The organism is Variovorax sp. OV084 (genome assembly GCF_900111625.1).
In the GTDB taxonomy this organism is placed as follows: domain Bacteria; phylum Pseudomonadota; class Gammaproteobacteria; order Burkholderiales; family Burkholderiaceae_C; genus Variovorax.
The window spans coordinates 93,030-107,221 of record NZ_FOII01000002.1 but is presented as its reverse complement, the minus strand read 5'-3'; the positions used below and the strand labels follow the sequence as shown (position 1 = coordinate 107,221).

Genomic DNA, 14,192 nt, shown 5'->3' with positions numbered 1-14,192 from the left:
CCTGCCGTGCCAAGATGCGCGCCTCGCGAAACACGGAGCAAAGACCGCATGGCCTCGTTCGACCCCGCCTGGCTGGAAGGCATGTACAACAACCTTGCACGGGTGAAAGATCACCCCGCGTACTTCGAGCGATGGGCGCGCGAATCGGCCGCAGTGCGCGAGGCCTTGCCGGCGCGGATCGATCTTCCCTACGGCCAGGGCGTGAACGAAACGCTCGACATCTTTCCCGCACCGGTGCCCGACGCGCCCGTGCTGGTCTTCATCCACGGCGGCTACTGGCGCGCCATGGACAAGAAAGACCACTCCTTCATTGCGCCTGCGTTCAATGACCGCGGCATCTGCGTGGTCCAGCCCAACTACGCGCTGTGCCCCGGTACGCCGGAGCAGCCTGTCACGGTGCCCGGCATCCTGCTGCAGATGGTGCGTGCGCTCGAATGGACCTGGCGCCACATCGCGGCCCATGGCGGCGATCCTTCGCGGATCACCGTAGCAGGCCATTCGGCCGGTGGTCACATGGCGGCGGCGCTGTTGGCTTGCGACTGGAAGGCGGTCGCACCCGATCTGCCCACGCAGCTCGTGCGCAACGCGCTGTCGATCTCGGGCCTTTACGACCTTCGTCCGCTGCAGCGCACGCCATTTCTCGAGAATGTGCTGAAGCTGACCGATGCAGACGCCCTGCGTGCCAGCCCGGCACTGTGGCCTGCGCCCAAACGCGGCCAGCTCTACGCCGTTGCTGGCGGCGGGGAGAGCGAAGAGTTCATCCGCCACAACGCGATGATCCGCGAGGCGTGGGGACGCAACACCGTGCCAGTGTGCGAGGTGCTCCCGGGGCTCAACCACTTCGATGTGGTCGACGCGCTCGCCGATCCGGCTCACACCCTGCACCGGCACGCGGTGCAGTTGCTGGAAGCCTGACCGGTGCCCCGGGGCGGGGGCTTACATCAGCAGGTGCTCGCCCGCGTTGTCGCCACCCAGCGTGACGTAGTTGACCTTGCGGATGTCCATGAGCGCGCGGCCGCCCGCGTAGCTGATCGAGCTCTGCACGTCCTGCTCCATTTCGACCAGCGTTTCGGCCAGCTTGCCCTTGATGGGTTCGAGGATGCGCTTGCCCTCGACGTGCTTGTACTCGCCCTTGTTGAAGTCGCTGGCGGAGCCGTAGTACTCCTTGAACAGCACGCCGTCGACCTCGACCGTCTTGCCCGGCGACTCCTCGTGCCCCGCGAACAGCGAGCCGATCATGACCATCGACGCGCCGAAGCGCACGCTCTTGGCAATGTCTCCGTGGTCGCGAATGCCGCCATCGGCAATGATCGGCTTGGTCGCCACGCGCGCGCACCACTTGAGCGCCGACAGCTGCCAGCCGCCCGTGCCGAAGCCGGTCTTGAGCTTGGTGATGCAGACCTTGCCCGGGCCGATGCCGACCTTGGTCGCATCAGCGCCCCAGTTCTCGAGGTCGATCACCGCTTCGGGCGTGCCGACATTGCCGGCAATCACGAAGGTCTTCGGCAGCTTTTCCTTCAGGTAGCCGATCATGTTCTTCACACTGTCGGCGTGGCCGTGTGCGATGTCGATCGTGACGTACTCGGGCACGAGGCCCTGTGCCACGAGTTGGTCGACGGTGTCGTAGTCGGCCTTCTTCACACCCAACGAGATGGAGGCGAACACGCCCTTGCCCTGCATCTCCTTGACGAACTTGACGTTGTCGAGGTCGAAGCGGTGCATCACGTAGAAGTAGCCGTTCTGCGCCAGCCACAGGCAGATCGACTCGTCGACCACCGTCTTCATGTTGGCGGGCACCACGGGCAGGCGGAAGCTGCGCTCGCCCAGCGTGACGCTGGTGTCGCACTCGGAACGGCTCTCCACGCGGCACTTGCGCGGGAGCAGGAGGATGTTGTCGTAATCGAAAATTTGCATGACCAGGCTCCTGAAAGGAATCGTTGAAAGAAACGAATGAGCGCTTGGTCCGGCCGGCTTTCGCGGTGCGTTCTGCAAGGAAAACGCCCACAAAAAACCGGGCGCAAGAAACTTGGGCCCGGTGATTGATTTTACGCGGTCTCGCAAAGGCAGGTCTTCCGGTTCTTCATATAACCCGCATACGCCGTGGTTTCTACAATCGCATGATGTTGTTTAACGATCCTGCGGCTGACGCCCACCCCCCAGCGCTGCCGCTGCTCCAGAACCTGAACGCGGAGCAACTCGCCGCGGTCACGCTGCCAGAGGGCAACGCGCTGATCCTGGCCGGCGCCGGTTCCGGCAAGACGCGCGTGCTCACCACCCGCATCGCCTGGCTGCTGCAGACGGGCCAGGTCTCCGCCGGCGGCATCCTCGCTGTGACCTTCACCAACAAGGCCGCGAAAGAAATGATGACGCGGCTGACGGCGATGCTGCCCGTCAACGTGCGCGGCATGTGGATCGGCACTTTCCACGGCCTGTGCAACCGCCTGCTGCGCGCGCACTGGAAGCTGGCCAACCTGCCGTCGACCTTCCAGATCCTCGACACGCAAGACCAGCTCTCGGCCATCAAGCGCCTGATGAAGCAGTTCAACGTCGACGACGAGCGCTTCCCGGCCAAGCAGACCCAGTGGTTCATCGCCGGCGCCAAGGAAGACGGCCTGCGCCCCGGCGACGTAGAAGTGCGCAGCGACGACGACCGCAAGAAGGTCGAGCTCTACCGCCTCTACGAAGAACAATGCCAGCGCGAAGGCGTGGTCGACTTCGGCGAGCTCATGCTGCGCAGCTACGAACTGCTGCGCGACAACGACCCGGTGCGCGAGCACTACCAGCGGCGCTTCCGCCACATCCTGATCGACGAGTTCCAGGACACCAACCGCCTGCAGTACGCGTGGATCAAGATGCTCACCGGCAACACCGTCGCGGGCCAGTTCACACCGAGCGAGAACAGCAGCGTGATCGCCGTGGGCGACGACGACCAGAGCATCTACGCCTTCCGCGGCGCGCGCGTGGGCAACATGACCGACTTCGTGCGCGAGTTCGACGTGCGCCACCAGATCAAGCTGGAGCAGAACTACCGCAGCTACAGCAACATCCTCGACTCGGCCAACGAGCTCATCAGCCACAACAAGAAGCGCCTGGGCAAGAACCTGCGCACCGACCAGGGCCCGGGCGAGCCCGTGCGCGTGTACGAGTCGCCCACCGACCTCGCCGAAGCCCAGTGGATGGTCGAGGAAATGCGCCAGCTCGCGCGCGACGGCTACGAGCGCAAGGAAATGGCCGTGCTCTACCGCAGCAACGCGCAGAGCCGGGTGATCGAAACGGCGCTCTTCAATGCCTCGGTGCCGTACCGCGTGTACGGCGGCCTGCGCTTCTTCGAGCGCGCCGAAATCAAGCACGCGCTGGCCTATCTGCGCCTGCTGGAGAACAAGGACGACGACACCAGCTTCCTGCGCGTCGTCAACTTCCCGCCGCGCGGCATCGGTGCACGCACGCTCGAAACCCTGCAGGACGCGGCGCGCGCGGCCGGGCGCTCGCTGCACGATGCGGTGAGCGTCGTCGGCGGCAAGGCCGGCGCCAACCTCACGGGTTTCGTCGCCAAGATCGACGTGCTGCGCGAGCAGACCCAAGGCGTGAGCCTGCGCGAGATCATCGAGCTGGTGCTCGACCACAGCGGCCTCGTCGAGCACTACAAGGCCGACCGCGAAGGCGCCGACCGCCTCGAGAACTTGGACGAACTCGTGAACGCGGCCGAGAGCTTCGTCACGCAGGAAGGCTTCGGCCGCGACGCCGTGGCGCTGCCGGTCGACGAGCTGCGCCAGTCGCCTGCGAGCCAGGGCATTGACCCGAGCCGTCCGGTGCTCGACGAGCCGCTCGCGCCCGACGCCGAAACCGGCGAAACGCTGAGCCCGCTGGCCGCTTTCCTCACGCACGCCGCGCTCGAATCGGGCGACAACCAGGCGCAGGCCGGGCAGGACGCGGTGCAACTGATGACCGTGCACGCCGCTAAGGGCCTGGAGTTCGACTGCGTGTTCATCACCGGCATGGAAGAGGGCCTGTTTCCGCACGAGAACTCGATGAGCGATTTCGAGAGCCTCGAGGAAGAACGCCGCCTGATGTACGTGGCGATCACGCGTGCCCGCAAGCGCCTGTACCTGAGCCATTCGCAGACGCGCATGCTGCACGGGCAGACGCGCTACAACGTCAAGAGCCGCTTCTTCGACGAGCTGCCCGAAGGCGCGCTGAAGTGGCTCACGCCCAAGAACCAGGGCTTCACTCCATCGGCCTTCGGCTATGGCGGAGGCTACGCGAGCACGCGCGGCGGTGGAGGCGGCTACAGCGGTGGTGGCTATGGAGGCGGCGGCAGCAGCCGCGACAAGGACACCTTCGCCAGCCCACCCGTGCCGCCGCAGAAGACAGCGCTTTCACACGGCCTGCGCTCGGGCATGCAGGTGTTCCACAACAAGTTCGGCGAAGGCACGGTGACCGCGCTCGAAGGCACCGGCGACGATGCGCGCGCGCAGGTCAAGTTCGCGCGGCACGGCGTTAAGTGGCTGGCGCTGTCGGTGGCCAAGCTCACGCCGATCTGAGTTCAGGGCGCCGCTTGCTGCGGCGGCACTCAGTCCGGATTGAAAGTGTCGCGGAAGGTGAACCAGTTCGACGCCTGCGCCATGGCGGCGAGCGTCAGCACCGTGCCGACCATCAGGATGTTACCGATGGCCATTGCGCCGGTGTCCGAGCCCAGAGAGCCCACGCCGATCACGATGGTGCCGACCAGCGCCGCCGCCAGCAGGCCAAGCACCAGCACGCCGCACCACGCGAGCCAGTACAGCGCATAGGCGCCGAAATTCCGGAACATCGCCACCAGGCTGAAGAAAATGCTCTTCACCGGCTCCACCCGGTGCCAATGAACCAGCGCGGGGGCATGCCACATCGCCGCGACCAGCGGCAGCGCGAGGCACATCTGAAGCAGATTCGCCATCTGGAAGCGGCTGCTTTCCAGCACTTCCTTGGTCGGGGTTTCGCCCAGCAGGTAGCTGCGCATGAACTGGCCGCCGTCGACCAGTGCCGTCAGGAACACGGTCAGGAAGCAATACACCGCCGAGATCACGCCAAGTACAGCCAGCGCGCGCCATTCCGTTCGCATGGCACGGGCCACCGACAGGAACATGAGCGCGCCGGTCGGCTTCTTCACGCCGCCCGCTTCCCCAGGAAGATCGGCGTCGGTCGCCGAGGCGTCGGCCACCGACGCCGCGACCATGAAGCCCAGCGTGGAGAACGGCAGCAGCACGAACGGAATGAATCTGCCGATCAGCGGCAGCTGCGAAATGCTCGTGATCAGCGCCATGAACATCAGGAACAGCGAGACAAAGGCCAGCGGCTGCCGCCAGAAGTTCTTGAGTCCGAGGCGGACCCATTCGACGCCGGTTCGCGCCGGCACGAGGTTGAGTTTCATGTGTAGAGGTCAGGCAGCCAGCAGCGGCTCGAGGGCCTGTGCCATGGCATGCGGGTGGGTGGCGCGGTCGCGCAGCACGCGTTCGAAGTGCGTGGGGTCATGGGGCTTGAGCATGCTCGCCTCGCGCGGCAGATGGAAGTCCCAGAGCCGGGAAATCCAGAAGCGCAGCGCCGCGGCGCGCAGCATCGCGGGCAGCAGGGCGCGCTCGGCCGCGTTCAGCTTTCGCACGGTTTCGTAGGCCGACAGCAGCGCATCGGCGCGTTCGGCATCGTGCCGGCCGGTCGGCAGGTCGATGGCCCAGTCGTTCAGGCACACGGCCAGGTCGAACAGCCAGGTGTCGGCGCCGGCGAAGTAGAAGTCGAACACGCCGGTCAGGCGCGGTGCGGCGCCGGCGTCGCCACCGGTCGCGAACATCACGTTGTCGCGGAACATGTCGGCATGCACCGGGCCGCGCGGCAGGGCCGCATAGGCCGAAGACTCGGCGACGTGGTTCTGGTAGGCCAGTTCGGCACGAAGCAGGGCGGCTTGCGATTCCTCGATGTACGGCAGCACCACCGGCACCGTCTCGTTCCACCAGTGCAGGCCGCGCAGGTTCGGCTGGATGCGGGGGTAGTCGCGCCCCGCGAGGTGCATGCGTGCCAGCATCGCGCCCAGTTCGGCGCAATGTGCCGTGCCGGGGGCCAGTTCGCTGTGGCCCGAGAGCTTCTGCACCACCGCAGCAGGCTTGCCGGCCACGATGTGCAACAGGTCGCACGCGGCTTCGGCGGGCACGGGGGGCTGGTTCTTCCTGGGCTTCTCGGCGGCGGCGGGCTCGGCTGCCGCCACGGGCGCGGGAACAGGCAGGCCGGCAGCCGCCAGGTGCTTCATCAGACAAAGGTAGTACGGGAGCTGCTCGGCACTCAGGCGCTCGAACAGCGTCAACACGAACTCGCCGGACTCGGTGGTCGCGAAGTAGTTGGTGTTCTCGATGCCGCCCTCGATGCCGCGCAGTTCGCGCAGCGGGCCCAGACCCAGGCGTTGGACGAGCGCGTCTGCCTCGCCGAAACTGACTTCGGTGAAAACTGCCATCGCGGTACTCAGCGCCGCGTTGCCGCTGCAAAAACTAGGACGAAAGAACGCACGGTCAGAACTTCATCACGTTCCAGACGCGGGGGCCGTTGGCGCCCGTTTCGGACGAACCCTGGCGTCCCGTGTACGCGTCGGCGGGCAGCACTTCGTAGCCCGGCACGTTGGCCTTGGGCGTGACGTTGATGCTCTGTGTGCGGCCGCCGTAGCGGACTTCGTCGACCGAGGCACCGCTGTCCTCGGTATGGATGTTCTCGACCTTCTGGTTGCGTCGGCCTTCGGCTTTGTCCTGCTCCTGATTTGGTAGCGATGCGGCCGGGGCCGCCGCGGGGGCGGCTGCGGGCTGCTGCGCCTGTACGGCGGCAAAGGGGGCTGCGAAAGCCAGCGCCAGCAGGATGCGGCGGGCGACCAGGAGTGTGGAGCTAGGCATGCCTTGATTGTAGGCTCGCCCCCGGTTCCGGGGCGTCGGTTGACACCTCGTGCCGTCGTGGCTTCGGACGCCGTCGCGGGCACGGCAAAATGGCCCGATGACCGACAAGAAAACGCTGCTGCTCGTCGATGGCTCGAGCTACCTCTACCGCGCCTTCCACGCGATGCCCGATCTGCGGGCCGTGCCCGGCGATCCCAAGAGCCCGGCGACCGGCGCCATCCGGGGAATGATCAACATGATGACCGCGCTGCGGCGCGAGGTGCGCGCCGACTACGCAGCCTGCATCTTCGACGCTCCCGGCAAGACCTTCCGCGACGACTGGTACCCCGAGTACAAGGCCAACCGCTCGCCGATGCCCGACGACCTGCGCAGCCAGATCGACCCCATCCACGAAGTGGTGAAGCTGCTCGGCTGGCCCGTGCTCAGCGTGCCCGACGTGGAAGCCGACGACGTCATCGGCACGCTCGCAAAGGTCGCCGCCGCTCAGGGCGTCGAGGTGATCGTGTCCAGCGGCGACAAGGACCTGAGCCAGCTGGTCGACGAGCACATCACCATCATCGACACGATGAACGGCAAGAAGCGCGACGTGGCGGGTGTGACGTCCGAGTTCGGCGTACCGCCGAACCTGATGATCGACTACCAGACGCTGGTCGGCGACACGGTCGACAACGTGCCCGGCGTCCCGAAGGTCGGCCCCAAGACTGCCGCCAAATGGCTGCTCGAATACGGCTCGCTCGATGCATTGATCGAACGCGCAGCCGAAGTGAAGGGCACCGCGGGCGAGAACCTGCGCCAGGCCATCGACAAGCTGCCGTTGAGCAAACGCCTCGTCACCATTCGCACCGACTGCGACCTCGACGGCCACGTTACCGGCCTGCCGTCGCTCGAAGGCCTGCCCGTCGGCGCGCCGCAGACGGCCGAACTGAAACCCTTCTACGAGAAGTTCGGCTTCAAGAGCCTGGTCAAGTCGCTCGAAGCGCAGGAAGTGCCGCCCGAGCTGATCGAAGAGAGCATCAAGAAGAAGGCTGCCTCCAAGGCCGACAGCGACCAGGGCGGCCTGTTCGACGAGCCCTCCGAGCTCGAAGCGCAGGAGGCCGCCTCGCCCGCGAGCAATCTCAAGTACGACACGATCACGAACTGGGCGCAGTTCGACGCCTGGCTCGCAAAGCTCGAAGCTGCCGACCTCGCGGCCATCGACACCGAGACCACCTCGCTCGACGAGATGGTCGCGCAGATCGTCGGCGTGAGCTTCAGCGTCACGCCCGGCGAAGCGGCCTACATCCCGCTCACGCACAACTACCCCGATGCGCCCGAGCAGTTGCCCATCGACGAGGTGCTGGCGAAGCTCAAGCCCTGGCTGGAGAACGGTGCAAAGAAAAAGCTCGGCCAGCACATCAAGTACGACCGCCACGTGTTCGCCAACCACGGCATCGAGGTGCAGGGCTACGCGCACGACACCATGCTGCAGAGCTACGTGCTCGAAGTGCACAAGCCACACGGTCTTTCCAGCCTGGCCGAGCGCCATCTGGGTCGCAGCGGCATCTCGTACGAAGACCTGTGCGGCAAGGGCGCGCACCAGATCCCGTTCAGCCAGGTCGACATCGCCAAGGCGGCGGAGTATTCGTGCGAGGACAGCGACCAGACGCTCGACGTGCACAACACGCTGTGGCCGCGCCTCGAAGCCGACGAAAAACTGCGCTTCATCTACCAGCTCGAAATGGATTCGAGCGAGGCGCTCTACCGCGTCGAGCGCAACGGCGTGCTGATCGACGCCCCTACGCTTGCCACGCAAAGCCATGAGCTCGGCAAGCGCATCATGGAGCTGGAGCAGGAGGCCTACGACATCGCCGGCCAGCCCTTCAACCTCGGTTCGCCCAAGCAGATCGGCGAAATCTTCTTCACCAAGCTGGGCCTGCCCGTGGTCAAGAAAACGCCGAGCGGCGCACCCAGCACCGACGAAGAGGTGCTTGAAAAACTGGCCGAAGACTATCCGCTGCCGGCCAAGATCCTCGAACACCGCGGCCTGTCGAAGCTCAAGGGCACCTACACCGACAAGCTCGGCCAGCTCGCCAACCCGCGCACCGGCCGCGTGCACACGCACTATGCGCAGGCCGTGGCCGTCACGGGCCGCCTCAGCAGCAACGACCCCAACCTGCAGAACATCCCGATCCGTACGCCAGAAGGCCGCCGCGTGCGCGAGGCCTTCGTGGCACCGGCGGGCAGCGTGATCGCCAGTGCCGACTACTCGCAGATCGAGCTGCGCATCATGGCCCACATCAGTGGCGACGAGTCGCTGCTGCGCGCGTTCACCGAAGGCATCGACGTGCACCGCGCGACGGCCGCCGAAGTGTTCGGCTCCACGCCCGACCAGGTGTCGAGCGAGCAGCGCCGCTATGCCAAGGTCATCAACTTCGGCCTCATCTACGGCATGAGCAGCTTCGGCCTTGCGCGCAACCTCGGCATCGAGACCAAGGCCGCGGCCTCGTACATCGAGCGCTACTTTGCGCGCTACCCGGGCGTGAAGGCCTACATGGACGAGACCAAGGCGCTTGCCAAGGAGCAGGGCTACGTGGAGACCGTGTTCGGCCGCCGCCTCTACCTGCCCGAGATCAATTCGCCCAACGGCCCGCGACGCGGAGGCGCCGAGCGCGCGGCCATCAACGCGCCGATGCAGGGCACGGCCGCCGACCTGATCAAGCTCAGCATGGTCAAGGTACAGAACGTGCTTGACGAGGAGAAGCGCGGCACCCGGATGATCATGCAGGTGCACGACGAACTGGTGTTCGAAGTGCCCGAGGCCGAGATCGAATGGGTGCGCACCGAAATCCCTCGTCTCATGGCCGGCGTGGCCGCGCTGAAAGTGCCGCTGCTGGCCGAGATCGGTGTCGGTCCCAATTGGGACAAGGCGCATTGATGAATAAAAAGACGAGACAACCAACCGAGAAGAACGTACGCACATGACTCAATTTCCGCACCGCAAACTTCTGCTCGCCGCTGTCTGCGCGGCCTGCTTCGGCACCGCCTTCGCCGCACCCGACGCGCAAGTCGCTTCGCTCGCCGCCAAGGAAAAGCCCGCGCTGCTCGACACGCTGAAGGAGCTGGTCTCCATCGAATCGGGCAGCCGCGACCTCGACGGACTCGAGAAAATCTCCGACCTCATCGCCGCGAAGTTCAAGGCGCTGGGCGGCCAGGTCGAGCTGATCGACCCGAGCGCCGAGGCCTACCGCATGGAAGACACGCCCGAGAAAATGGGCCGCGTGGTGCGCGCCACCTTCAAGGGCACGGGCAAGAAGAAGATCTTGCTGATCGCGCACATGGACACGGTCTACACCGTGGGCATGCTCAACAAGCAGCCGTTCCGCATCGACGGCGACAAGGCCTACGGCCTGGGCATTGCCGACGACAAGCAGGGCGTGGCCGTCATCACGCACATCGTGTCGATGCTGCAGGCGATGAAGTTCAAGGAATACGGCACGCTCACCGTGCTGATCAACGGCGACGAGGAAATCAGCTCGCCCGGCGCACGCGCGCTCATCACGCGCATGGGCAGCGAGCACGATGCGGTGCTGTCCTTCGAAGGCGCCTACGTCAAGGAAGACAAGCTCTCGCTCGCCACGGCGGGCATTGCATCGGTCACGCTGCATGTCACGGGCAAGGCCTCGCATGCGGGATCGGCGCCCGAGCTGGGCGTGAACGCGCTGTACGAGCTTTCGCACCAGATCCTGCAGATGCGCGACCTGTCCGACCCGGCCACCGGCCTGAAGATGAACTGGACCATCTCCAAGTCGGGCAGCAACCGCAACGTGATTCCGGCCAGCGCCACCGCGGGCGCCGACGTGCGCGTGCTGAAGGTCAGCGACTACGACCGCATCGAGCAGCAGGTGAACGAGCGCGTGAAGAAACAGCTGATTCCCGAGGCCAAGGTCGAGATGAATTTCGAGCGCCGCCGTCCACCGCTCGAGGCCACCGACGCTTCGCGCGCCATGGCCCGCCATGCGCAGCAGATCTACAAGGACGAGCTCGGCCTGCCGCTGGGCGCCGACGACAAGGCCGCCGGCGGCGGTACCGACGCGGCCTTCGCGGCACTGAAGACCAAGGCGCCCGTCATCGAGCGCTTCGGCCTGCAGGGCTTCGGCGCGCACTCGGCCGATGCCGAGTACGTGCTGGTCAACTCCATCGAACCGCGGCTGTACCTCGGCACCCGCATGGTCATGGACATCGCACGAGGCAAGACCGCTTCGGGCAACTGATCCACTGTTCGCGATGCGCCTTCGCCACATCGAAGTCTTCAACGCGATCATGCTCACTGGCAGCGTGAGCGCGGCGGCGCGGCTCATCAACATCACGCAGCCGGCGGTGAGCCGCACGCTGCAGCATGCCGAGCTGCAACTGGGCTTCCCCCTGTTCCAGCGCGCCAAGGGCCGGCTCACGCCGACTACAGAAGCGCTCACGCTGTATCCGCACATCGAGCGGCTGTTCGCGCAGCTCGACGAGGTGCAGCGGCTTGCTTCCAACCTGCGCACCGCGGGCGACACGGGCGAGCTGCGCATCCTCAGCGTGCTGGCGTTGAGCTACGACATCCTGCCGCGCGCGCTCAAGGCCTTTCGCGAAAAGCATCCGGGCTATGCGATCACCGTCGAGTCGCTGCACTCGCCGCAGATCATGTCGGCGCTGCTGCTGCAGGAAGCCGACGTGGGCTTTGCCTTCAGCCCCGCGGTGCATCCCTCGCTCACGCAGGAGACGCTGGCCGACAGCCGCATGGTGTGCATTGCGCCCAAGGGCATGCTGCCGCGCGCGCTGGTGCGCAACGGTTCGGTGGCGCTGCACGATCTCGTCAACCGTCCGGTGATCGGCCTCGACAGCCGCGACCCCGTCGGCACCAGCCTGAGCCAGGCCTGCCGGCAGGCGGGCGTGGGCTTCCAGCAGGCGGTGGTCACGGTGCAGACCTATCACGCGGCACTGGCCATGGCGCACCACGGCATCGGCGTGGCGCTGGTCGACGGTTGCACGGCGCGATCGGCGGACCGCGCGAAGGTCGAGGTGCTGACGCTGGAGCCGCACATTCCGGTGCCGATTCGCGCGCTGCGTTTTGCGGCGCGGCCCGATTCGGTGGCGGTGCGCGGCATCACGCGCTGCATGCAGCAGGCGATCCAAGAGGCGCTCTAAGAGAAATACGCCTGCAGCGCCAGGTCGGTCTTGGCCCTGGCGTGCGCGACGACATCCGGGCCGAGGCCCGTGCCCTGGATCGAGAAGAAATTCAGGTCCTTCAGCCCGATGGTGCTCAGGATGGTCGTCAGGTATGGCGTCAGGAAATCCGGCTGCCGTGCATGTTCCCCGGAAAATCTCCCGCCCGAAGCCACGGCGATGAAGACCGGGCGGTCGCGCAGCGTGCCCACCTTGCCCGCAGCGCCCACATTGAACGTACGGCGCGCCCGAACGACATGATCGATCCAGGCCTTCAGCGCAGAGGGCACGCTCAGGTTGTGCATGGGCGTTCCAATGACCACGACGTCCGAGTTCTCCAGTTCCCGGATCAATTCTTCGGATGTGGAAATCGAGCCTTCCTGATTTATTTCTGCCGCGGACGAATGCTGGGCGAGCGCGTAATTCGCGTCGATATGCCTCAGGGCGCCGCCGCCAATTTCTCGTTTGACCAATACGGCATCGGGCGACTTCTTCAGCAGAAGATCGACGATTTTTCGGGAAAGCTTGAAGCTCTCCGAGGCTTGCCCGCGGGAGCTGCAATTGACGTGCAGGATTTTCATGATTGATATGGCCGCAAGGGAGAAGCGTCAATCCTAGAATTTGCATGGCCTACACTCCAGAGCCAAGAATGGAGCTTGTGATTGATCCATGATCGCCAAGAAGAGCAGCCCCGTATCACCGCTGGACCCCGCAGCGGCCGAGCCCTACTACCGGCAGATCTACGAGCGGTTTCGCAATGCCATCTCCAGCGGATTGCTCAAGCCCGGCGACCGGATACCCGCCGCCCGCGCACTGGCCAAGGAATTGGGCCTGGCAAGAGGAACGATCGAAGCCGCGTATTCCTTGCTGGTCGCCGAGGGATACATCCAGGCACGTGGCCAGGCCGGGACCATCGTGGCGCCGGGCCTCAAGCCGCAAACGCCAGTGGCAATTCCGGAGCCTCCGCTCGACAAGAGAATTTCTTCGATCGGTTTCCGGCCGGATTCGATTCTTCCGTTTCAGATGGGGCTGCCCGCCCTCGACGAATTCCCTCGAAAGATATGGGCCCGCCTGGGTGCGCGCTGCGTGCGTACCATGCAGCCATCCGACATGGCGCATCCCTCCATCTACGGGCTGCCAAAGCTGCGTGCGGAAATCGCCGCGTATCTGCAGGTGTCGCGTGGCATCAACTGCGCTGCATCGCAGGTGTTCGTGACCTCGGGATACCGCCACACCATCGAGCTGATCGGCCTCGCCTTGCTGAAGGCGGGAGACCGCGTCTGGCTCGAAGACCCGGGCTACCCGCCCACGCGGGAGCTGCTCGCGCACATGCAAATTGCGGCTGTCCCGGTGCATGTAGACCAGGAGGGCATGGTCGTTTCCGAGGGCATCAAGTCGGCGCCGCGCGCGCGTGCAGCCGTGGTTACGCCGGCGCACCAGAGCCCGCTGGGCGTGTCGTTGTCCTTGCCCCGGCGCCAGGCGCTGCTCGACTGGGCCGGACGGCACAACGCGTGGATCGTCGAGGACGACTACGACGGCGAATACCGCTATGTCAGCCGCCCTTTGCCTGCGCTGAAGAGCCTGGACCGCGACGGACGCGTGCTCTATGCGGGCACCTTCAGCAAGGTGCTTTTCCCGAGCATCCGGCTGGCCTATCTCGTCGTGCCGGAGTCGCAGGTCGAGCGCTTCGAGCAGATCATCCAGACCTTCGCCGGGGGCAGCCCCGAACTGACGCAAGCCATCGTCACCGCCTTCATCACGGAGGGGCACTTCGCGCGGCATATCCAGCGGATGCGCAGGCTCTATGCCGAGCGTCGCGAGGCGACCAGCGCGGGCTTGCAGAGCGTGCTCGGGCAGCATGTGCGAATCGACGCGCAACCCGGTGGCATGCATCTCATCTTGCGGTTGCAAGGCCGGCAATCGGATCGCGAGCTCGTGGCGCGCATGCGGGAAGAGGGCCTGTACGCGGAGGCATTGTCAGACTGGACGAAGGAGGGCGAGGGCGCTTCGGCCCTGCTCGTCAACTTCACGAACATCGATTCCCGGCGCACCGCCGAGAAGCTCGGAAAGCGCATCCTGAGCCTGATGTGATCTGGAAGATCATGG

At 65.6% G+C, this 14,192-nt stretch carries 11 protein-coding genes; 6 read left to right on the top strand and 5 right to left on the bottom strand.

Going from position 1 to position 14,192, the window contains the following annotated elements; all coding sequences use genetic code 11:
- Positions 1-48: 48 nt before the first annotated feature.
- On the top strand, positions 49-915 hold the full coding sequence (locus BMW87_RS06815) for an alpha/beta hydrolase (protein WP_093075438.1): 867 nt from the start codon (positions 49-51) through the stop codon (positions 913-915).
- Between the two features lie 21 nt (positions 916-936).
- Here the strand turns inward: BMW87_RS06815 and BMW87_RS06810 are convergent, their stop codons facing one another.
- A complete protein-coding gene (locus tag BMW87_RS06810) occupies positions 937-1,914 on the bottom strand; it encodes a GMP reductase (protein WP_093075435.1) in 978 nt (325 codons plus the stop codon).
- A 206-nt stretch (positions 1,915-2,120) separates the two neighbouring features.
- On the opposite strand from BMW87_RS06810, the gene BMW87_RS06805 reads away from it, so the two are divergent.
- The gene (locus tag BMW87_RS06805) at positions 2,121-4,541 is read left to right on the top strand and encodes a UvrD-helicase domain-containing protein (protein ID WP_371258794.1); all 2,421 of its coding nucleotides are present in this window, start codon (positions 2,121-2,123) and stop codon (positions 4,539-4,541) included.
- Between the two features lie 29 nt (positions 4,542-4,570).
- Here the strand turns inward: BMW87_RS06805 and BMW87_RS06800 are convergent, their stop codons facing one another.
- The 3 genes from BMW87_RS06800 to BMW87_RS06790 are packed head-to-tail and all read right to left on the bottom strand — an operon-like array spanning position 4,571 to position 6,902.
- Positions 4,571-5,407 carry a BPSS1780 family membrane protein gene (locus tag BMW87_RS06800; protein ID WP_093075430.1) on the bottom strand — a complete coding sequence of 279 codons (837 nt, stop codon included), beginning with the start codon at positions 5,405-5,407 and terminating at the stop codon, positions 4,571-4,573.
- Positions 5,408-5,416: 9 nt separating this feature from the next.
- A complete protein-coding gene (locus tag BMW87_RS06795) occupies positions 5,417-6,475 on the bottom strand; it encodes a homoserine kinase (protein ID WP_093075429.1) in 1,059 nt (352 codons plus the stop codon).
- Between the two features lie 55 nt (positions 6,476-6,530).
- Positions 6,531-6,902 carry a hypothetical protein gene (locus BMW87_RS06790; protein ID WP_093049875.1) on the bottom strand — a complete coding sequence of 124 codons (372 nt, stop codon included), beginning with the start codon at positions 6,900-6,902 and terminating at the stop codon, positions 6,531-6,533.
- A 97-nt stretch (positions 6,903-6,999) separates the two neighbouring features.
- On the opposite strand from BMW87_RS06790, the gene polA reads away from it, so the two are divergent.
- Genes polA through BMW87_RS06775 form a run of 3 tightly spaced genes read left to right on the top strand, consistent with a single transcriptional unit; the run spans position 7,000 to position 12,068 of the window.
- Positions 7,000-9,816: a DNA polymerase I gene (gene polA, locus BMW87_RS06785; RefSeq protein ID WP_093075426.1), complete on the top strand. Its 2,817-nt coding sequence runs from the start codon at positions 7,000-7,002 to the stop codon at positions 9,814-9,816.
- Positions 9,817-9,859: 43 nt separating this feature from the next.
- The gene (locus BMW87_RS06780; RefSeq protein ID WP_093075423.1) at positions 9,860-11,152 is read left to right on the top strand and encodes a M20/M25/M40 family metallo-hydrolase; all 1,293 of its coding nucleotides are present in this window, start codon (positions 9,860-9,862) and stop codon (positions 11,150-11,152) included.
- Positions 11,153-11,165: 13 nt separating this feature from the next.
- Positions 11,166-12,068 carry a LysR family transcriptional regulator gene (locus tag BMW87_RS06775; RefSeq protein ID WP_093049884.1) on the top strand — a complete coding sequence of 301 codons (903 nt, stop codon included), beginning with the start codon at positions 11,166-11,168 and terminating at the stop codon, positions 12,066-12,068.
- Here the strand turns inward: BMW87_RS06775 and BMW87_RS06770 are convergent.
- Positions 12,065-12,667 (bottom strand): FMN-dependent NADH-azoreductase, encoded by a 603-nt coding sequence (locus BMW87_RS06770; RefSeq protein ID WP_093075420.1) that lies wholly within the window; start codon positions 12,665-12,667, stop codon positions 12,065-12,067. The two genes, BMW87_RS06775 and BMW87_RS06770, sit on opposite strands and share 4 nt — an antisense overlap.
- Before the next feature lie 88 nt (positions 12,668-12,755).
- Between BMW87_RS06770 and BMW87_RS06765 the strand changes: the two genes are divergently transcribed.
- A complete protein-coding gene (locus tag BMW87_RS06765; RefSeq protein WP_093075418.1) occupies positions 12,756-14,177 on the top strand; it encodes a MocR-like pyridoxine biosynthesis transcription factor PdxR in 1,422 nt (473 codons plus the stop codon).
- Positions 14,178-14,192 lie beyond the last annotated feature (15 nt).

What these genes read in the sequence shown, in the direction of transcription:
- BMW87_RS06795 (WP_093075429.1), bottom strand. Translation starts at nt 6,475, where the DNA reads ATGGCAGTTTTCACCGAAGTCAGTTTCGGCGAGGCAGACGCGCTCGTC.
- BMW87_RS06810 (WP_093075435.1), bottom strand. Translation starts at nt 1,914, where the DNA reads ATGCAAATTTTCGATTACGACAACATCCTCCTGCTCCCGCGCAAGTGC.
- BMW87_RS06765 (WP_093075418.1), top strand. Translation starts at nt 12,756, where the DNA reads ATGATCGCCAAGAAGAGCAGCCCCGTATCACCGCTGGACCCCGCAGCG.
- BMW87_RS06790 (WP_093049875.1), bottom strand. Translation starts at nt 6,902, where the DNA reads ATGCCTAGCTCCACACTCCTGGTCGCCCGCCGCATCCTGCTGGCGCTG.
- BMW87_RS06780 (WP_093075423.1), top strand. Translation starts at nt 9,860, where the DNA reads ATGACTCAATTTCCGCACCGCAAACTTCTGCTCGCCGCTGTCTGCGCG.
- BMW87_RS06815 (WP_093075438.1), top strand. Translation starts at nt 49, where the DNA reads ATGGCCTCGTTCGACCCCGCCTGGCTGGAAGGCATGTACAACAACCTT.
- BMW87_RS06800 (WP_093075430.1), bottom strand. Translation starts at nt 5,407, where the DNA reads ATGAAACTCAACCTCGTGCCGGCGCGAACCGGCGTCGAATGGGTCCGC.
- polA (WP_093075426.1), top strand. Translation starts at nt 7,000, where the DNA reads ATGACCGACAAGAAAACGCTGCTGCTCGTCGATGGCTCGAGCTACCTC.
- BMW87_RS06805 (WP_371258794.1), top strand. Translation starts at nt 2,121, where the DNA reads ATGTTGTTTAACGATCCTGCGGCTGACGCCCACCCCCCAGCGCTGCCG.
- BMW87_RS06775 (WP_093049884.1), top strand. Translation starts at nt 11,166, where the DNA reads ATGCGCCTTCGCCACATCGAAGTCTTCAACGCGATCATGCTCACTGGC.
- BMW87_RS06770 (WP_093075420.1), bottom strand. Translation starts at nt 12,667, where the DNA reads ATGAAAATCCTGCACGTCAATTGCAGCTCCCGCGGGCAAGCCTCGGAG.